Annotated in this window: 17 protein-coding genes and 1 tRNA gene; 7 read left to right on the forward strand and 11 right to left on the reverse strand. The window is 71.1% G+C overall.

What is annotated here, in order from left to right; all coding sequences use genetic code 11:
- Positions 1 to 373: 373 nt before the first annotated feature.
- Positions 374 to 1,528 (reverse strand): 4-hydroxyphenylpyruvate dioxygenase, encoded by a 1,155-nt coding sequence (gene hppD, locus AWZ10_RS33660; protein WP_046704666.1) that lies wholly within the window; start codon positions 1,526 to 1,528, stop codon positions 374 to 376.
- A gap of 122 nt (positions 1,529 to 1,650) precedes the next feature.
- Here hppD and AWZ10_RS33665 point away from each other — a divergent pair, with 122 nt between their 5' ends.
- The 5 genes from AWZ10_RS33665 (at position 1,651) to AWZ10_RS33685 (ending at position 6,239) form a co-directional block, all read left to right on the forward strand.
- Positions 1,651 to 2,121 (forward strand): Lrp/AsnC family transcriptional regulator, encoded by a 471-nt coding sequence (locus tag AWZ10_RS33665; RefSeq protein ID WP_173531508.1) that lies wholly within the window; start codon positions 1,651 to 1,653, stop codon positions 2,119 to 2,121.
- A gap of 54 nt (positions 2,122 to 2,175) precedes the next feature.
- Positions 2,176 to 2,823: an ABC transporter permease gene (locus AWZ10_RS33670; protein ID WP_046704672.1), complete on the forward strand. Its 648-nt coding sequence runs from the start codon at positions 2,176 to 2,178 to the stop codon at positions 2,821 to 2,823.
- A gap of 82 nt (positions 2,824 to 2,905) precedes the next feature.
- Entirely contained in the window at positions 2,906 to 4,183 is a 1,278-nt protein-coding gene (locus AWZ10_RS33675) for an ABC transporter ATP-binding protein (RefSeq protein WP_060892902.1), read from the forward strand.
- 185 nt (positions 4,184 to 4,368) lie between these two features.
- Complete coding sequence (locus AWZ10_RS33680; protein ID WP_079104543.1) at positions 4,369 to 5,283, forward strand: ABC transporter permease; 915 nt, start codon at positions 4,369 to 4,371, stop codon at positions 5,281 to 5,283.
- Positions 5,284 to 5,351: 68 nt separating this feature from the next.
- Positions 5,352 to 6,239: a glycine betaine ABC transporter substrate-binding protein gene (locus AWZ10_RS33685; RefSeq protein ID WP_078935321.1), complete on the forward strand. Its 888-nt coding sequence runs from the start codon at positions 5,352 to 5,354 to the stop codon at positions 6,237 to 6,239.
- 148 nt (positions 6,240 to 6,387) lie between these two features.
- Here the strand turns inward: AWZ10_RS33685 and AWZ10_RS33690 are convergent, their stop codons facing one another.
- Positions 6,388 to 7,155, reverse strand: a complete 768-nt coding sequence (locus AWZ10_RS33690; RefSeq protein ID WP_046704664.1) for a S16 family serine protease — start codon at positions 7,153 to 7,155, stop codon at positions 6,388 to 6,390.
- 117 nt (positions 7,156 to 7,272) lie between these two features.
- Positions 7,273 to 7,749 (reverse strand): MarR family winged helix-turn-helix transcriptional regulator, encoded by a 477-nt coding sequence (locus tag AWZ10_RS33695; protein ID WP_060892905.1) that lies wholly within the window; start codon positions 7,747 to 7,749, stop codon positions 7,273 to 7,275.
- Positions 7,750 to 7,840: 91 nt separating this feature from the next.
- Here AWZ10_RS33695 and AWZ10_RS33700 point away from each other — a divergent pair, with 91 nt between their 5' ends.
- Positions 7,841 to 8,680: an alpha/beta fold hydrolase gene (locus AWZ10_RS33700; protein ID WP_060892903.1), complete on the forward strand. Its 840-nt coding sequence runs from the start codon at positions 7,841 to 7,843 to the stop codon at positions 8,678 to 8,680.
- 51 nt (positions 8,681 to 8,731) lie between these two features.
- Here the strand turns inward: AWZ10_RS33700 and AWZ10_RS33705 are convergent, their stop codons facing one another.
- The 5 genes from AWZ10_RS33705 to AWZ10_RS33725 all read right to left on the reverse strand — a co-directional run bounded on the left by AWZ10_RS33705 (position 8,732) and on the right by AWZ10_RS33725 (position 13,849).
- Positions 8,732 to 9,373 carry an IclR family transcriptional regulator gene (locus AWZ10_RS33705; RefSeq protein WP_033525002.1) on the reverse strand — a complete coding sequence of 214 codons (642 nt, stop codon included), beginning with the start codon at positions 9,371 to 9,373 and terminating at the stop codon, positions 8,732 to 8,734.
- 399 nt (positions 9,374 to 9,772) lie between these two features.
- Positions 9,773 to 11,566: a DEAD/DEAH box helicase gene (locus tag AWZ10_RS33710; protein WP_046704662.1), complete on the reverse strand. Its 1,794-nt coding sequence runs from the start codon at positions 11,564 to 11,566 to the stop codon at positions 9,773 to 9,775.
- A 182-nt stretch (positions 11,567 to 11,748) separates the two neighbouring features.
- The gene (locus tag AWZ10_RS33715; RefSeq protein ID WP_046704661.1) at positions 11,749 to 12,117 is read right to left on the reverse strand and encodes a type II toxin-antitoxin system death-on-curing family toxin; all 369 of its coding nucleotides are present in this window, start codon (positions 12,115 to 12,117) and stop codon (positions 11,749 to 11,751) included.
- Positions 12,117 to 12,314, reverse strand: coding sequence for a hypothetical protein (locus tag AWZ10_RS33720; RefSeq protein ID WP_060892904.1), 198 nt, complete (start codon positions 12,312 to 12,314; stop codon positions 12,117 to 12,119). Before AWZ10_RS33720 ends, AWZ10_RS33715 begins: the two co-directional genes overlap by 1 nt.
- A 47-nt stretch (positions 12,315 to 12,361) precedes the next feature.
- Positions 12,362 to 13,849: an MFS transporter gene (locus AWZ10_RS33725; RefSeq protein WP_046704668.1), complete on the reverse strand. Its 1,488-nt coding sequence runs from the start codon at positions 13,847 to 13,849 to the stop codon at positions 12,362 to 12,364.
- A 212-nt stretch (positions 13,850 to 14,061) separates the two neighbouring features.
- Here AWZ10_RS33725 and AWZ10_RS33730 point away from each other — a divergent pair.
- Positions 14,062 to 14,136 (forward strand) — tRNA-Cys (locus AWZ10_RS33730).
- 56 nt (positions 14,137 to 14,192) lie between these two features.
- On the opposite strand, the gene AWZ10_RS33735 is transcribed toward AWZ10_RS33730, so the two are convergent.
- From AWZ10_RS33735 to AWZ10_RS33745, 3 genes are all read right to left on the reverse strand, one after another.
- Positions 14,193 to 14,789 (reverse strand): SUKH-4 family immunity protein, encoded by a 597-nt coding sequence (locus AWZ10_RS33735; protein ID WP_234361184.1) that lies wholly within the window; start codon positions 14,787 to 14,789, stop codon positions 14,193 to 14,195.
- Positions 14,790 to 14,956: 167 nt separating this feature from the next.
- A complete protein-coding gene (locus AWZ10_RS33740) occupies positions 14,957 to 17,272 on the reverse strand; it encodes a xanthine dehydrogenase family protein molybdopterin-binding subunit (protein ID WP_046704658.1) in 2,316 nt (771 codons plus the stop codon).
- Positions 17,269 to 18,513, reverse strand: a 1,245-nt coding sequence (locus AWZ10_RS33745; RefSeq protein WP_244172629.1) for a (2Fe-2S)-binding protein, incomplete at its 5' end; no start/stop codon positions are given. The genes AWZ10_RS33740 and AWZ10_RS33745, both read right to left, overlap by 4 nt.

Genomic DNA, 18,513 nt, shown 5'->3' on the forward strand with positions numbered 1-18,513 from the left:
TGGGGGGGGTTCGGTTCGTTGGCGGGTGCGGGTTCGGTGGGGGCTGGTCGCGCAGTTCCCCGCGCCCCTGAAAGATCAGGCCCTGCGGGCCTGAAAGGACGAGGGGACGGCGGGGCCTGGACCGACGGAACGGCGAGCCTCGAAGGCGACGGGCCTGCGGACCTGCGGACCTGCGGACCTGGAAGACGACGAGACGGCGGGCCTGGAAAGCGACGGGCTTGCAGGCCGCCTGGAAGACGACAGGGCGGTGGGCCGCCTGGAAGACGACGGGGCGGTGGGCCGAAAAGCATGGGGCGCGGGGAACTGCGCGACCAGCCCTCACCGCACCCGCAGTCGCCCGATCACAGTCAGCCCCGAGCTGTTGGGCGCCCGGTCACAGATTGCCCCGCTTCTCCTGCTCCCTCTCGATCGCCTCGAACAGCGCCTTGAAGTTGCCCTTCCCGAACCCCATCGACCCGTGCCGCTCGATGATCTCGAAGAAGACCGTCGGCCGGTCCTGGACCGGCTTGGTGAAGATCTGCAGCAGATACCCGTCCTCGTCCCGGTCCGCGAGGATCTTGAGTTCGCGGAGGGTGTCGACGGGTACGCGGGTGTCGCCGACCCACTCCCCCAGCGTGTCGTAGTACGAGTCGGGCGTGTTCAGGAACTCGACGCCGGCCGCCCGCATCGTCCGTACGGTCCGGACGATGTCGTTCGTGTTGAGCGCGATGTGCTGGACGCCCGCGCCGCCGTAGAACTCCAGGTACTCGTCGATCTGCGACTTCTTCTTGGCGATGGCGGGCTCGTTGATGGGGAACTTGACCTTGAGGGTGCCGTCCGCCACGACCTTCGACATCAGCGCGCTGTACTCGGTGGCGATGTCGTCGCCCACGAACTCCTTCATGTTCGTGAAGCCCATGACGCGGTTGTAGAACTCCACCCACTCGTTCATGCGCCCGAGCTCGACGTTGCCGACACAGTGGTCGATGGCCTGGAAGGTGCGGTGGGCGGGCGGCTCGACCATGGGATCGGCGGCGACGTAGCCGGGGAGGTACGGGCCGTCGTAGCCGGAGCGGTCGACGAGGGTGTGGCGGGTCGTGCCGTACGTGGCGATCGCGGCCAGGACGACCGTGCCGTGCTCGTCCTTCACCTCGTACGGCTCGGCGACGCTGCGGGCGCCGTGCTCGATGGCGTAGGCGTACGCGCGGCGGGCGTCCGGGACCTCGATGGCGAGGTCGACGACGCCGTCGCCGTGCTCGGCGACGTGCTCGGCGAGGAAGTGGCCCCAGGTGGTGGCGGGTTTGACGACCGAGGTGAGGACGAACCGGGCCGAGCCGTTCTCCAGGACGTAGCTCGCCGTCTCGCGGTTGCCGGTCTCGGGGCCGCAGTAGGCGACGAGGCGCATGCCGAACGCGGTGGAGTAGTAGTGGGCGGCCTGTTTGGCGTTGCCCACGGCGAAGACGACCGCGTCCATTCCCTTGACCGGGAAGGGGTCCGCCCGCCGTGCGGTGTCGGGGATGTGGTCTGTGTGCGCGGAGGTGGCTGCCATGGCCGCAGACTCCACCCGTTCCACAAGGTGCGCAACAGTTCGTGATTCTGCTGGACAATCTGCTCAGCGGAGAACCCATACTCCCGCTTGTTCTGTACAGGGTGACCATCCCGGGAGGTCTCATGGCGATCGATCATCTGGACGGGCGGCTGATCGTCCTGCTCGCGCGCGAGCCGCGGATCGGGGTGCTGGAGATGTCACGGCGGCTGGGGGTCGCGCGGGGCACGGTGCAGGCCCGGCTCGACCGGCTTCAGTCGAATGGCGTCATCCGCGGGTTCGGCCCCCAGGTGGATCCGGCCGCGCTCGGCTACCCGGTCACGGCGTTCGCGACGCTGCAGATCAGGCAGGGTCAAGGGGCGGACGTACGGGCCCACTTGGCGACCGTGCCGGAGGTGCTGGAGCTGCACACGACGACCGGCAGCGGGGACATGCTGTGCCGGCTCGTGGCCCGTTCGAACGCCGATCTCCAGCGGGTGATCGACCGGGTCGTCGGTTTTGATGGCATCGTCCGGGCCGCCACGGCGATCGTCATGGAGAACCCCGTTCCGCTGCGGATCATCCCGCTGGTGGAGCAGGCGGCGCTCCGCGAGTGAACAGCGCAGGGGCCCCGGAGACCACGACCTAGCCGACCCTGGGGGTACGTGCCGGTGAGCTTCTGGGAGTACGTCGGCAGCTACCACGAGAAGCTGCTGTTCGACGCGTACCAACACGCCAGCGCGGTGTTCCAGTGCATGGTCGTGGCCACGGTCGTCGGGGTCCTGATCGGTGTCGTCACCTACCGGAGGGAGTGGGCCGCCGGGCTCGCCACGACCACCACCGCCACCCTCCTGACCATCCCCTCCCTCGCCATGATCGGCCTGCTGATCCCGGTGGCGGGTCTCGGTGTGGCCCCGACGGTGATCGCCCTGACGCTGTACGGGCTGCTGCCGGTCGTGCGGAACGCGATCGTGGGCCTGCGCGGGGTCGATCCGGCACTGGTGGACGCGGCGAAGGGCATCGGGATGTCCCGGCCCCTACGGCTGCTGCTGGTCGAACTGCCGCTCGCCTGGCCGCCGATCCTCACGGGGATCCGGGTCTCCACGCAGATGCTGATGGGCATCGCCGCGATCGCCGCGTATGCCTCCGGGCCGGGCCTCGGCAACGAGATCTTTCGCGGTATCGCCTCGCTGGGCAGCGCGAACGCCCTCAACCAGGTGCTCGCGGGCACGCTCGGCATCGTCGCCCTCGCACTGCTGTTCGATGCCGCGTATGTGCTGATCGGGCGGCTGACGATCCCGAGGGGAATCCGTGGCTGACGGCGGCTCGGCAAAGGTGGCGGGCACGGCGGGCACGGCGGGAGCGGCCGGCACGACGGGGGCCATGGGTACGGCTGGGGCCATGGGTACGGCTGGGGCCACCGGTACGGCTGGGGCCACGATCGAGTTGGTCGACCTCAGCAAGCAGTATCCGGGCAGCCGTCACCCGTCCGTCGACGGCGTGACCATGCGGATCGGCGCGGGCGAGACCGTGGTCCTCGTCGGGCCCTCCGGATGCGGCAAGTCGACGACGCTCAAGATGATCAACAGGTTGATCGAGCCGTCCAGCGGCTCCATCCGGATCAACGGTGAGGACGTCACCCGTATCGATCCGGTCGGACTGCGGCGCAAAGTGGGCTATGCCATCCAGTCGTCCGGCCTCTTCCCGCACATGACCGTCGCCCAGAACATCGCGCTCGTGCCGAGGATGGTCGGCTGGTCCGCGTCCCGGGTGAAGGCGCGGGTGGCGGAGATGCTGGACCTGGTGGGCCTCGACCCGGGCGAGTTCCACGACCGGTATCCGCGTCAGCTCTCCGGGGGCCAGCAGCAACGAGTGGGCGTGGCAAGGGCGTTGGCCGCCGATCCGCCCGTCCTGCTGATGGACGAGCCGTTCGGGGCGGTGGACCCGATCACCCGCGACCACCTCCAGGACGAACTGCTCCGGCTCCAGCGCGAGCTGCGCAGGACGATCGTGTTCGTCACCCATGACTTCGACGAGGCGATCAAGCTCGGCGACCGGATCGCGATCCTGCGGGAGCGGTCGCACATCGCGCAGTTCGACACCCCGGAGGCGATCCTCGCAGGACCGGCCGACGACTTCGTCTCCGGTTTCGTGGGCGCGGGCGCCGCCCTCAAGCGGCTCCACCTGACGCGCGTACGGGATGTCGAGGTGACCGGCTGTCCGACGGTCACCCTGGGCGAGCCACTGCCGCAGGTCCTCGACCGGCTGCGGGCCGGCGCCGCCGACGAGGTACTGCTCCTCGACCGGAACGGACGGCCCTCCAGGTGGCTACGGCGCGACGACCTGTTGCGCGCCGAGGGGTCGCTCGCGCGGGCCGGGGCCCCGGTGCGCACCACCGTGACCGGGGACGCCACCCTGCGGGACGCTCTGGAGGCCGTGCTGACCGACAACGCGGGACGGGTCGCCGTCACCGGGCGGCACGGGGAGTACACCGGCGTCGTGGACATGGAGACCCTGCTCGACTCCGTCCGCGGACGCATGGAAGCCGACCGGGTGGACGCGCTGGAACGCCATCACGAACTGGAGGAGACCCGCACCGGACGGACGCCCGACGAGCGGACACCCGACGAGGGGGAGAGTGACGGAGGGGAGAGCGACGGAGGGGAGAGGGCGCCATGACCGCCGCCGAGATGGGCTCCACGACCGGGGAGGCGACGGTCGGCGAGGCGGGCTCCGCGATGGGAGCCGACGCCACCGCAGACGAGGCGGACTGCGCGATCAGGGCCGACGCCACCGCCGAGGCGGACTCCGTGATCAGGGCCGACACCACCGAGGCCGACACCAACATCGAGGCGGACTCCGACATCAGCGCCGACACCACAGCCACCGAGGCGGACTCCGCGTCCGCGCCGGAGGACGTCTCCGCGCCGGGCCGGGCCTCCAGGCCGGCCGCTTCACCCGCGCCGGGGGCGGTCCCTCCCTCCGACGGGACGTCGCCCACCGCCGAGGCCCCTCCGCCGGACACGGCCCCCGCCCCCGCCCCCAGGGTGACCTGGCAGAAGCTGACGCTGCTGCCCTCCGTCCTCGTGGTCGTCCTGCTCACCACCTGGATCTGGTTCCAGCAGGCCGAACTGGACGCACTCTCCTCGAACGCCCTGTCGAACGGGCAGGTGTGGCAGGCCCTGTGGCAGCACATCCAGCTGACCGCGATCTCGACCTTCTTCGTGCTGATCATCGCGATCCCGCTCGGCGTCCTGCTGACCCGGGACGCGTGCCGGAAGGCCACCCCGGTCGCCATGACCGTCGCCAACACCGGCCAGGCCGCCCCGGCCATCGGCCTGCTCGCGCTGCTCGTGATCTGGCTGGGCATCGGCCGGGAGGCGGCCCTGATCGGCATCATCGTCTACGCCGTCCTGCCCGTCCTCTCCAACACGATCGCCGGCCTGAAGGCGAACGACCCGACCCTCCTCGAAGCCGCCCGGGGCATCGGCATGTCCCCGGCGGAGGTGCTCGCCCGCGTCGAACTCCCCCTGGCCGTACCGCTGATCCTCGCGGGTGTACGGACGGCCCTCGTCCTGAACGTGGGCACGGCGACCCTCGCCACCTTCGGCGGGGGTGGCGGCCTCGGCGTACTGATCACTACCGGGATCACCAACCAGCGCATGCCCGTCCTCGTGCTCGGCTCGATCCTCACGGTCTGCCTGGCCCTGCTGGTCGACTGGCTCGCCTCGCTGGCCGAACTGCTGCTCCGGCCACGGGGGCTGGAGGCGGATTCGTGACCCGGCGGACACCTCTCCTGCCGGCGCTGCTGCTGGTGACCGGCTGCGGGCTGACCAGCGGCTCCCCCATGACCGACGACGTCCTGCCGGGCTCGGTCGGGCAGGGCCGGCCCCTCGACGGCGCCGACCTGACCGTCACCTCCAAGGACTTCACCGAGAACCTGATCCTCGGCGCCGTCATGGGCATCGCCTTCCAGGCGGCCGGAGCGGAGGTGCTCGACCGCACCGGCATCCAGGGGTCGTTCGGCGCCCGGGAGGCGGTGCGGAGCGGGGACGCGGACGCCATGTACGAGTACACGGGCACGGCCTGGATCACCTACCAGGGCAACAGCACCCCCGTCACCGACCCGCGACGGCAGTGGGAGGCGGTACGTGACGCCGATCTGGAGAACGGCCTGACCTGGCTCCCGCCCTCCGCGCTCAACAACACGTACGCCCTCGCCCTGAACCGCTCCAACCTCGCCGAATACGCCACGAAGACCCTCTCCGAAGTGGCCCTGCTGGCGGCGAAGGAGCCGGGGGCCGTCACCCTGTGCGTGGAGAGCGAGTTCGCCAACCGCGCGGACGGACTGCCGGGCATGCAGAAGGCGTACGGGATGAACCTGCCCACCCGGAACATCACCCAGATGGACAGCGGGATCATCTACACCCAGGCGGCCAAGGGGAGTTGCCTGTTCGGGGAGGTCTACACGACCGACGGGCGCATCGCGTCGATGAAGCTGGCCGTGATGGACGACGACCGGAAGTTCTTCCCCAACTACAACGCGGCACCCGAGATCAACTCCGCGACGCTGAAGGAGTGGCCGGAGATCGCCGACGTCCTCGCGCCCCTCACGAAGAAGCTCGACAACGACGTGGCACGCGAGCTGAACGCCAGGGTGGACGTCGACGGGGAGGATCCGCACCGGGTGGCGTTGGAGTGGATGGTGGCGGAGGGGTTCGTGCGGGAGGGGTGAGTTCGTGGAAGCTCAGCCGGTCGGCGGCTGTCGATCGGCGGCCGGGATCAGCCGCAGATGCAGCGGTTTGATCAGCGGTTTGATCCAAGGGTTTGACCCAGAAGTTTGATTCAGGGGTTGGCCCAGGGGTCTGGTTCAGCGGTCTGGTTCAGCAGTTGGGTACGGAGCCCTTGCCCGTCTCCAGCGCCACGAGCGAGCCGACCGCGCCCTTGAGGGTCGTCACCGGGATGAGCCGCAGCCCCTTGGGCAGTTCGGCCTTCGCGTCCGAGCACTCGGCCTTGGGGACGAGGAAGACGGTGGCGCCGTCGCGACGGGCCGCCTGGGTCTTGAGGGTGACCCCGCCGACCGCGCCGACCCGGCCGTCCGTGTCGATGGTGCCCGTACCGGCGATGACGCGACCGCCCGTGAGGTCGCCGCCGCTGCCGTCGCCGTCGAGCTTGTCGACGATGCCGAGGGAGAAGAGCAGGCCCGCGCTGGGACCGCCGACATCGGCGAGCCGCAGGGTGACCTGGATGTCGCCGGAGTCCTCGCCGAGGTAGGCGAGAGCCGCCTCGGTGGCCGTGTCCTGGGACTCCTTCATCTCGGCCGCGTTGTACTCCTGGATCTCCTCCGCGGTGTCGCCGCTGGGGTAGACCGCCTCGCGCGGCATGACGGCCTGGTCCGTGCGGAACCAGCCGTCGAGCACGTCGCCGAGCCCGACGCGGGTGTCCGGCCCCGTCGCCTCGATCGTCGTCATCCGCAGCTGCCCGCTGGTCTTCCGGGCCTCCGCGCCGCTGATCGTGATCACCGGATCGCCCTTGTTCTCTCCCAGCACGTTCGCCGTCATCCCCGGCTGCGCAACGGAGAACGGCAACGGCGCGAACACCGCCGCGGTGAGCAGCCCCACCACGGGCAGGGCGCATACGGCTACGGCCACGGGACGCGAAAGGCTGGAGAGACGAGAGAGCACGGGGTCAATCTAACGTGAGGGACACTTCCGGCCAGGGGGCGGTGGCACCCGTGGGCGGGAGCCGGCACGGCGGGCCGACGGGTCTCAGTTGACGTCCACGTCCTCGAAGAGTTCGAGGAGATGCGTCAGCACCCGTACACAGGCGTCGACGTCGGCCCCCGTCAGCTCACCGCTCGCCTGCTTCAGCAGCGCGCTCTCCCGGGCCACCAGCGCGTCGATGGTCGTACGGCCGGCGTCGGTCAGCCGGATCAGGGAGGAGCGCTGGTGCGCGGGGTTCGGGATGGCCTCGACGAGGTCCCGCCCCGCCGCCTCGTTGACCATCCGCTGCACGAACTGCCTGCTCAGCGCCAGCGTCCGGCCCATCTGCGGCACCGTCATGGGCCGCCCGCCCATGCGCAACAGCTCCAGCACGGCACGCACACCGACAGGGAACCCCTCCTTCCGCTCCTTCAGCTCCAGCGCGCGGGTCGTCCGCCGGTAGAGGGGGCCCAGGACGGCGAACACCTCGGACAGCCGCCCGGCGAGCACGTCGGGCGGCAGCGGCTCATTGTTCTCTGTCACGGGGTCATTCTCGTCCACACTCCACACTCCACCATCGAACAGAATGACAACCCAGTTGTCATCCTCTCTCCATTATGACACCTTAGTTGTCATGACTGATGCCTCACAGGTACCCACGCGCACGTTTCGGTCCGACGACGGTCCGCTCGCCTACCTGGACGTCGGTTCGGGCACCCCGCTCGTGCTGCTGCACGGCGGCTTCACCGATCACCGCATGTGGCGCGATCTGGTGCCCGCCCTCGCGGCCGGTCACCGCGTCATCGCGCCGGACGCCCGAGGGCACGGCGCCTCCGCCAACGCGAGCAGGCCGTTCCGCCTCACCGACGACCTCGCCGCGCTGCTGCGCCACCTGGACACGGGCCCGGCGGTCCTGATCGGCATGTCGATGGGCGGAGGCACGGCCGTCGACACGGCACTGGAGCATCCCGGACTCGTACGCGCCCTCGTCGTCAGCGGCGTCGGCACCAGTGAGCCCGAGCACACGGACCCCTGGACCAAGGACAGCGTCGCCCGCTACTACGGCACGCTGATGTCCGGCGACATCGAGGGCTGGCTCGACGTGGTCGGTGAGGCAGTCGCCGGCCCGCACCGCACGGTCGACGACGTGGACCCCGAGATCGTGCGGCGCGTACGGGAGATGAGCCGCGCCACCGCCGCCAAGCACACCGTGGGCGAGACGGACTGGCACGTCCCGGTGACCGACACCTGGGCCCGCGCCGCCACCATCACCGCCCCCACCCTCGCCATCAACGGCGCCCTCGACGCCCCCGACCTCATCGCCATGGCCGAACGCCTGACCAGGACGGTCGCGGGCAGGGGCCGGGCCGTCTCGATGGAGGGCACCGCCCACTACGCCAACATGGAACAGCCGGACACGTTCAACAAGCACCTGCTGGACTGGCTGAGCACACTGGACACCGAGACGGAGTGACCGCGGCGGGCCGAGCCGCCCCGCTTCACCGGGTGGCCGAGCCGCCCCGCGTCACCGCAGCGCGTCGGCCACCTCTCGGGCCGCGTCCATCACACGCGGCCCGACCCGCTCCGGCACCGCGTCGGCCAGCATCACGACTCCCACACTGCCCTCGACCCCCGTCACCCCGAGCAGCGGCGCGGCGGCCCCGCTGGCCCCCGCCTCCAGCTCCCCGTGCGTGAGCGCGTACCCGGGCCAGTCCCCCGGCTGCTGCCGGCCCGACAGGATCGCCCGCCCCGCGGCGCCCCGGTCCAGCGAGTGACGGAAGCCGGCCCGGTACGCCACGTGGTAGTCCGTCCACGTCGGCTCGACGACCGCGACGGCCAGTGCCTCGGTCCCGTCGACGAGAGTGAGATGGGCCGTCGCCCCTATGTCCTCGGCCAACGACCGCAGGGCGGGCAACGCGGCCTCCCGCACCAGCGGGTGCACCTGCCGCCCGAGCCGCAGCACCCCCAGCCCGACCCGGGCACGTCCGCCCAGGTCACGTCGTACGAGGGAGTGCTGTTCCAGGGTCGCGAGCAGACGGTACACAACAGTTCGGTTGACCCCGAGCTTGTTGGAAAGCTCGGTGACGGTCAGCCCGTGATCGGTGTCGGCCAGCAGCTTGAGGACGCGCAGTCCCCGATCAAGCGTCTGAGAAGTCTCCGCGGTCACGACGCCCACTCCTTCGTGGTGAGGGCGGCGACCCCTGTCACGGCTGATGCGTCACCGGTCCCGTTCGGCGTCGCGCTACAGAGGCCGCCGATCGGCTGAACCCGGATGATCCGGGCGGAGTCGCTTCACGGCTGCGCTCCGCGGCGGCGCTGCCACGGGGCGTATGCGTAGCGGGACAGTAGACGAGCGGGTTCGCTGAGCGGAAGACTCCGTCCAGAATCCGGGCAGTGACCGGTACGGACTACTTCGTTTTGTCGCGCTATGTACGGGCGCACCGCCCAGGACGCACCACCCGGGGCGCACTCCCGGAACTCGGAGCACACTCCCCCGGCGCTCGGAGCACACTCCCCCCGCCTCGGAGCGCGCTCCCCTGACGTGTCGGAGCACCCTCTCCGGACGTCACTTCATCCGGGTGGCCCACTCCTGCACCTTGGCGATGCGCTGCCGCAGCTGCCCCGCCGTAGCCTCGGCACTCGGCGGGCCACCGCACACACGCCGTACCTCGGTGTGGATGACACCGTGCGGCTTACCGGTCTGATGGGAGTACGCGCCGACCATGCCGTTGAGCTGTTTCCGCAGCTCAAGCAGCTCCTTGTGGGTGACGACGGGCCGCCGGTCGGCCGGCAGCTCCACCAGGTCGGCCTCGGCGTCCGGCTTCTTGCGGCTGTGCGCGATCTGTCGGGCCTGCCGCTTCTGGAGCAGCAGCTGCACCTGGTCCGGCTCCAGCAGCCCCGGAATCCCGAGGTAGTCCTGCTCCTCCTCACTCCCGGGGTGAGCCTGCATACCGAACTCGGCGCCGTTGTACATGACCCGGTCGAACACGGCGTCGGACTCCAGCGCCTCGAACGGCAGCATGTCCTGATCGCCGGTGTCCTCGTCCTGCTCCCGCTCCGCCTCCGCCAGGAGCTTGTCCTCCTCGGCGTACGGGTCCTCCTCGCCCTCCTTCTTCGGCTTGTCGAGGGCGTGGTCCCGCTCCACCTCCATCTCGTTGGCGAAGGTCAGCAGGTCGGGGATGGTCGGCAGGAAAACGGACGCGGTCTCGCCGCGCCGCCGGGACCGTACGAAACGTCCGACGGCCTGGGCGAAGAAGAGCGGGGTGGAGATGGTGGTGGCGTAGACCCCCACCGCCAGCCGGGGCACGTCGACGCCCTCGGACACCATCCGCACGGCGACCATCCACCGGTCGGTGCCGGCGCTGAACTCGTCGATACGGTTCGAGGCACCCGAGTCGTCGGACAGGACGACCGTCGCGCTCGTCCCCGTGATCTCCCGGATCAGTTTGGCGTAGGCGCGGGCGGAGTCCTGGTCGGTGGCGATGACGAGCGCACCGGCGTCCGGGATGCCCTTCCTGACCTCGGTGAGCCGCTGGTCGGCGGCGCGCAGCACGCTCGGCATCCACTCACCGCGCGGATCGAGGGCGGTACGCCAGGCCTGGCTGACCGCGTCCTTGGTCATGGGCTCGCCGAGGCGCGCGGCGATCTCGTCGCCCGCCTTGGTCCGCCAGCGCATGTTGCCGCTGTAGGAGAGGAAGATGACGGGCCGCACGACGTTGTCGGCGAGCGCGTTGCCGTAGCCGTAGGTGTAGTCGGCGGACGACCGCCGGATCCCGTCCGTCCCCTCCTCGTACGCCACGAAGGGGATGGGGTTGGTGTCGGAACGGAAGGGTGTACCGGTGAGCGCGAGCCGCCGGGTGGCGGGCTCGAAGGCCTCCAGGCACGCTTCGCCCCAGGACTTGCTGTCGCCCGCGTGGTGAATCTCGTCGAGGATGACGAGGGTCTTGCGCTGCTCGCTGCGATTGCGATGCAGCATGGGCCGCACACCCACACCCGCGTACGTGACGGCGACCCCGTCGTACTCCTTGCTGAGCGGCCCCGCGCTGTACTCCGGGTCCAGCTTGATCCCTATCCGCGCCGCGGCCTCGGCCCACTGCTTCTTCAGATGCTCGGTGGGCGCCACGACCGTCACCTGCTGCACGACGTGGTGGTGCAGCAGCCAGGACGCGAGCGTCAGCGCGAAGGTGGTCTTCCCGGCGCCCGGGGTCGCGACCGCGAGGAAGTCCCGCGGCTGCTCCTGGATATACCTCTCCATCGCCCCCTGCTGCCAGGCGCGCAGCTTGCCGGCCGTACCCCATGGGGCGCGGCCGGGAAAGGCGGGAGAGAGGTGGTGGCTCGAGGAGGCGGCGGTGGTAGTCACGGTCTCCGGTCTGGGGGTCGAGCGGCTCGGCGGGTAGCCCCGGGCGACTCGCGCAGCGAACCGCCCGCCTCGGCTACGTATGACAACCGGGCCACCCTACCGGCGCCCCGCTTCCGTCAACGCGCGAACGGGACCGGGTCGGCCGCAGGTGGGACCCACCTCACACAGAACGGCCGACGACGTCAACGCGCGAAGCGCGGCAACTGCGCGGCGATCTTGGGTACGTCCAATGCGCCCTGACAGACGTCCAGCACGAACTGCTCCGCTTCGTCCACGTCGAAGCCGGCATCCAAGGCGTGCCCGTTCACATGCAGGAAAACCCAGGTCGCGTACCAGGCGATGCGCTTGTTCCCGTCGACAAGGGCGTGGTTGCGAGCCAGCGACTCCATCAACGCGGCAGCCTTCTGCCACACGTCCGGGTAGGCGTCCTGCCCGAACACGCTGGACTGGGGACGCGCCAGGGCCGAGTCCAGCAGCCCGTAGTCGCGCACCTCGTCCGCCCCGAGCCGCTCCGCCAGATTCAGGACCTCGGGCAGCGTGAGGTAGTGCATCAGGCGAGCCTCCGGTTCAACTCGGCGCTGGCCTTCAGCACGTGCTCGGCCGCCTCGTTGAACAGTCTCGAGTGCTCGTTTATGGCCGCGACCACCGCGTCGTGCGCGAAGGCCTGCATGCTGCGCCCCTCCGCCGCCGCGCGCTCACGCAGGGCGTCGAGCTCTTCGTCCGTAAACCGCAGGTTCAATCCAGCCATGCATTAAACGGTACTACGTAGTACCACGCAGTGTCATCACGCTTTCGTCAGGCAGCCTCCACCGCAGGCGCCCGCAACCGCGTAGTCACCCAAGCCCCCACCAACGCCACCCCCGCCATCGGCAGGAACACCGCGACGAAGGCCGCCGGGTGCGAACCGGCGCCGGAGGCCGTGGTGCTGGTCGTGTGGGCGACCGTGCCGCCGCCCAGCGCGGCGAAGGCGGCGCCTCCCCCGGCGAGGAGGAGCGCGTTGGAGAGGCCGTCGGACATCTGGAGGGCGGCGGAGTTGGTGCCGGCCTGTTCGGGGGCGGAGAGCTGGAGCAGAAGGACGCTGGTGGAGGAGATGACGAGCCCCATCCCGAAGCACCCGAAGGCCCACGCGACGGCCACGGTCCACACGGGGACGGAGTGGATCAGCGCACCCGGCAGTGTGGTGATCGCCGCCGCGACCAGCACCATCCCCACCGTCATCAGCCGTTCCCGGTACGGCTCCACCCGCGCCCGCGCCTGCAGCCACGACCCCAGCGCCCAGGTCCCCCCGCCCGCCGCGAGCGAGAACCCGGCGAGTGTCGGTGACAACCCCCGCTGCGTGACCAGCATCAACGGCACGAACGACTCGGCCGCCACGAACGACCCCGCGGCCACCCCGCGCAGCAACACCACCGACGGCAGCCCCCGCACCGCCCGGTACGTCCCCCGCGGCAACAGCCCCAGCACGGCCGGCACCAGCAGCCCGGCCCCCACCACCGCCGGTACCAACGACCACCACCGCAGATCCTGAGCCGCGTACTGCAACAGCCCGGCCCCGAGCGAGATACCGAAGGCGAGCCGGATACGGCGACGGCCGACGGAGGGGGCGGCGACCTGCGCCGCCGCCCCCTCGGTCGTCACCGGCCCGGAGGCCCTCCGCCGTATCTGGGGCAGCGCCAGCCCCAGGGGCAGAACGACGAGCACCGGAATGCCCACGAACACCCAGCGCCAGCCCAGCTGTTCCGTCACCGCGCCGGAGACGAGGGGGCCGACCACGGACGGGACGACCCAGCTCGCCGCGAAGGCCGCCATGATCGACGGCTGCAGCCGCTCCGGGTACGCGCGCCCGACCACCACGTACAGCGCGACGATCACCAGCCCGCCGCCGAGCCCCTGCACGGCCCGCCCGAGGACGAAGAGCCACATCGCCCCTGCGGTCCCCGACAGCATCAGACCGGCCGCGAAACCACCGATCCCTGCCGTCAGCGCCCCCAACGGCCCCCGCCGGTCCGCCCACTGCCCCGCCAGCACCATCCCGAACAAGCTCGTCGTGAAGTACGCCGAGAACGCGAACCCGTACACCGCGATCCCGTCCAGCTCCCGCGCCGCGACCGGCATGGCCGTGCCGACCGCCATGGCCTCGAACGCGATCAGCAGCACGACCGAGACGATCCCGATACTGAGCCCCCGGTAGGAGCGGCTCAGCACGCTTTCCTCGCCGTCGGGGACAGCGGGCGGGACAGAGGTCCGCGAGACAGCTGTACGACGCGGTTCGAGGTCGGTCATGCCCGCCAGGGTAAGGGGCACGACCGACATTCGCCCCTGTCCGAAGTCCCCCACCACCCGGGACCTTCGTCGTACGCCCCGCCGTTCATGAACGGCGTGTGGCAGTCCCGTTGCAGCACCTCCGCGCCCCTTGAGCCCGCACCCGGGCCCCGCCTACGGTCTTCACATCGAGTCCGGAGCGACAGGCACGACAACCCTGACGCTTTCGACCCGGCCGTGTGCCCGAGTGGTTGAGGGACTCGCCTGCAAAGCGAGTTACGCGGGTTCGATTCCCGCCACGGCCTCCAGCACGATGATGGCCGACCGCTGTTCAGTGGTCGGCCGTCTTCGTGTGCCCGCGGTCTCAGAGGCCCGCGCAGGCCTTGTTGCGCAAGGTCTCCACCCAGCAGCCCGCGGCTGTCCCCTCGCGCTTCTCGCGGTGGAGGAGCCAGAGGGTGAAGGCGAGGGTGGAGATGTCGGCGCCGAGGGGACAGAGCGCCGACTCGGGCTCGCTCCAGTTGAGGATCGCGCCTGTGGTGCCGTCGACGACGAGGCTGTCGCCCTCGACGAAGTGGCCGAGGCGGATCAGGTGGGCGGCTCCGGCCGGGAGTCGCCCGGGGGTGGACTCACCGGGGCGTTCGTTCGCCTGGTACTCGGCGAGGGTCTGCAGCGGGATGTCCGTGTCGAGCTGGAAGAAGCCGTGGTTCTCGGGCAGGCCCATGTTCCGCAGGAAGCGGCGGGTCGGCTCGTGGGTGAGGGTGGCCGGGAAGTCGAAGTCCTCGAAGCGCCACACCGCGCTCTGGCCGAACTCCTCGTCCAGCAGCCGGGCGGGCAGGTCCAGCTCCAGTCCGGAGTGGGTGACCGGTCCCCCGGTCAGCACCGCCAGGTCGTTCAAGTGGTTCAGATCGTTCAGGTCGTTCAGGTCCGTCAGGCCCATTGTCCCCATCGTCATTGTGCTCATGGCTCCCCCCGGCACATGGTCCGCAGCGTGCTTCCCCCGTGGGGATGCGGCGCCGCCGAGCGGTCGTTCTCCCCACTGCCGAGAACCATACGCCGCCCCACTGACAACGCCCGACGTACACGCGAACACGCACCTCAGGGGCTACGCGGGGATCCGCTCACGCACCCCTACGCTCCCGTCACCACCGCTGCCTGCGGCCGGATGGGGAGGCGGTTCACGGGGCGACCCGTGGCCGCCCGGACCGCCGCCGCGATGGCAGCAGGAGACGTGACCACCGGTACCGCGCTGGCCGCCTTCGCGCCGAAGGGGGCGATGACGTCCCGCTCCTCGACCAGTTTGACGATCTGGATGTCGGGGGTGTCGAGGGCGGTGGGCAGGGCGTAGCCGGTGAGGTCGGGGTGGCGGATGAGGCCTCGGGGGGTGCGGAGGTTCTCCGTGAGGGCCACGCCCACGCCCTGGGTGACGCCCGCCTCGATACGCGCCGCGAGTTGTGTCGGGTTGAGGATCCGGCCGACGTCCTGGGCGACGGCAAGCTCCACGACCCGTACGGAACCGAGCTCGATGTCGACGTCCACGACCGCGCGGATCGCGCAGAACGCCAGGCCCACGAACGCGTCGCCCTGACCGGCGCCGTCCAACGGCTCGGTCGGATGGGGGCGGCACTGGGCGGTGGCCCAGAGTTCCTTGCCCTCCAGTGCCTCCGCGACCGTGGTCGACAGGACACCGTCGTACGACGTGATCTTGCCGTCGGTGATCTGCAGCAGTTCCGTGGACATGCCGAACTTGTGCGCCAGGGGCTGGAGCAGCTGTGTGCGGACCATCTTGGCCGCCCGTTCCACCGCGCCGCCCGAGACCCAGGTGTGGCGGCCTCGGCAGCTCGGGCCCGCCGGGGGCTGGTCGGTGTCGACCTGGGCGATGTGGACCTCGTCGATGCCCAGGGTCTCCTGGACGATCTGCCGGGCGAGGGTGGAGAAGCCCTGGCCGGTGTCGACGGCCGCACACAGGACGGTCGCGATGCCGTCGTGGACCTTCACGGTGGCCGTGGAGACCTCGTCCGCGCCCTCGGCGCCGAGCATGTGGACCATGCCGAGGCCGTAGCCGACGCCGCGCCGGACGGCACCCGGCTCGCCCGCGCCCTCGGGACCGCCCGGGAGCAGCCACTCCTCCTCGGGGGTGTCCTTGGGGAGGGCCGGCAGCGGGAACTCCTGGACGGCCTGGAGGAGTTCGGCGACCGGGGCCGGGCAGGTCACCGACTGGCCCGTCGGCAGCACGTCTCCCGTGGACATCACGTTGCGCATGCGCAGCTCGGCCGGGTCGATGCCCAGCTTCTTCGCCAGCTTGTCCATCTGTGCCTCGTACGCGGCGCAGACCTGCATGGCGCCCTCGCCGCGAACATGGCCGGAGGGCGGGTTGTTGGTGCGCACCGCCCAGCCCTCGATGAAGGCGTTCGGGACGACGTACGGGCCGCAGGCGAAGGAGACGGCGGCTGCCAGCGCCTCCGACGAGGTGTCGGCGTACGCGCCCGCGTCGAGGAGGATCTGCGCCTCGACCTTGACCAGCCTGCCCTCGGCGTCCGCGTGGTGCCGGTATCTCAGCAAGGTGGGGTGCCGGTGTGCGTGGCCGAGGAAGGACTCCTCGCGGGTGGCCGTCAGCTTGACCGGGCAGCCCGTCTTCAGGGCCAGCAGGCCGAGCGGGAGCTGGAAGCCCTGGTCCTCGCGGTCGGCGGTGGCGCCGGGGACACCGGTGACGACGATCTTGACGCGGTCGGGGACCAGGCCGTAGCAGGCGGCCGCGGCGTCGCGGTCGGTGTGCGGGTCGGTGGAGGCCACGTACAGCTCGACGCCGCCGTCGGGGCGGGGCACGGCGAGGCCGGCCTCGGCGCCGATGGGGGCCGGGTCCGCGCGGCCGATGCGGTACTGGCCCTCGACGACGATCTCGCCGGCCGCGTCCGGGTCGCCGTGGCGCAGCGGGATGTGGCGGATGAGGTTGCCGTCGGGGTGCAGAGGCTCGGCCTCGAAGGCCTGCTCCGGGTCGATCACCGGGTCGAGCACCTCGTACTCGACGATGACTGCGGCGGCGGCCATGCGCGCGGTGTCGGGGTGGTCGGCGGCGACGGCCGCGATGGGCTCGCCGTGGTGGCGTACGACCTCGGAGGCGAACAGGGGCCGGTCGGCCTTGCCGCGGCCGTGCAGGGAGACTCCCGGCACGTCCTCGTGGGTGATGACGGCCCGTACGCCGGGCATCTCGCGCGCGTGGGACGTGTCGATCGACACGATGCGCGCGTGCGGGTGCGGCGAGCGGAGCACGGCGGCCCACAGCAGGCCCTCGGCCCACAGGTCGGCCGCGTACGGGAAGGTGCCCTCCGACTTGGCGCGGGCGTCGGCGGACGGCAGGTTCGCGCCCAGGCCGTGCGGCAGCTGCTCGGGGGCGGGTGCGGCCTCGCCGGAGCCCGCGGACGTCGCGATGACGGTTTCGTTGCTCACGCCTGGCCTCCGTCCTGGCCGAACGACCGGCCCTGGCCGCCGTACGACTCGTCCTGACCGCCGAAGGACTGCCCCTGGCCGCCGTACGACTCGTCCTGACCGCCGAACGACTGCCCCTGGCCACCGTAGGTGTCGTCCTGACCGCCGAAGGACTGGCCCTGGCCACCATAGGTGTCGCCCTGACCGCCGAAGCTGTCGTCCTGACCGCCGAAGGACTGGCCCTGGCCACCGTAGGTGTCGCCCTGACCGCCGAAGCTGTCGCCCTGACCGCCGAAGGACTGGCCCTGGCCGCCGTACGACTCGTCCGGGTTGGTGAACGACAGCCCCTGGCCGCCGTAGGACCGGTCCGGGTCGTGCGGTGCCGGTGGAGGTGATCCCTGGGAGTCGTACGCCGCCGTGTTGACGCCGCCCGCGCCCGGGCCCGCCTGGTGCGGGATGCGCGCCTCGTCGGTGTCCGCGGCGGCCTCGTTCTCCGCTGCCGAGTGCGCCTCGCGTTCGGCGACGACGTCGCGGACGGCCGCCAGGACGCCCCGGTAGCCGGAGCAGCGGCAGAGGTTGCCGCAGAGCGCCTGGCGGGTCTCCAGGTCACTGGGGGCGGGGTTGCCCTCCAGGAGGTCGTGCAGGGTCATCGCCATGCCGGGCACGCAGAAACCGCACTGCACGGCACCGCACTTGGCGAGGGCCCGCTGCACGTCCGAGGGCTGCCCGTCGGCGGCGAGGCCCTCGACGGTGCGCACCTCGCTGCCCGCGGCGGTGACGGCGGGCACCAGGCAGGACGCCACGAGCCGGCCGTCGACCTGGACGTTGCAGGCGCCGCACTCGCCCTGCGAGCAGCCGTCCTTGGCGCCCGCGAGGCCGAGCCGCTCGCGCAGCACGTAGAGCAACGACTCGCCGATCCATGCGTCGCTGACGGGCCGCTCCGTGCCGTTGACGCGCAGGACGAAGGAGGCGAGGGGGTGGTCGTCGTGCGGGGGCAGGGCCGGGGCGGGCTCGTCGGCCGACGCCGGGTCGCCCTCGGCAGTCCCGCCGGTCCCGGCGGCAGCGGCGGCCCCGGATGTCTCAGGAGCCGTCTCCAGCGCCTCGGGCCGTTCGCCGTCCTTCGTCTCCGCGTCGGCCTCGCCGATCGGCTCAGCGGGCTCCTGGGCGGCTTCCGGGGCCTGCCCGGCGGTCTCGGGGGCGGGGTCGGCGTACGCCTCCCCAGGGGCCGCGGAGGGCTTCCCGGGGGCCTCCGGGGCCCCGCC

This window comes from Streptomyces europaeiscabiei, from assembly GCF_001550375.1.
Classification (GTDB): Bacteria; Actinomycetota; Actinomycetes; order Streptomycetales; family Streptomycetaceae; genus Streptomyces; species Streptomyces europaeiscabiei.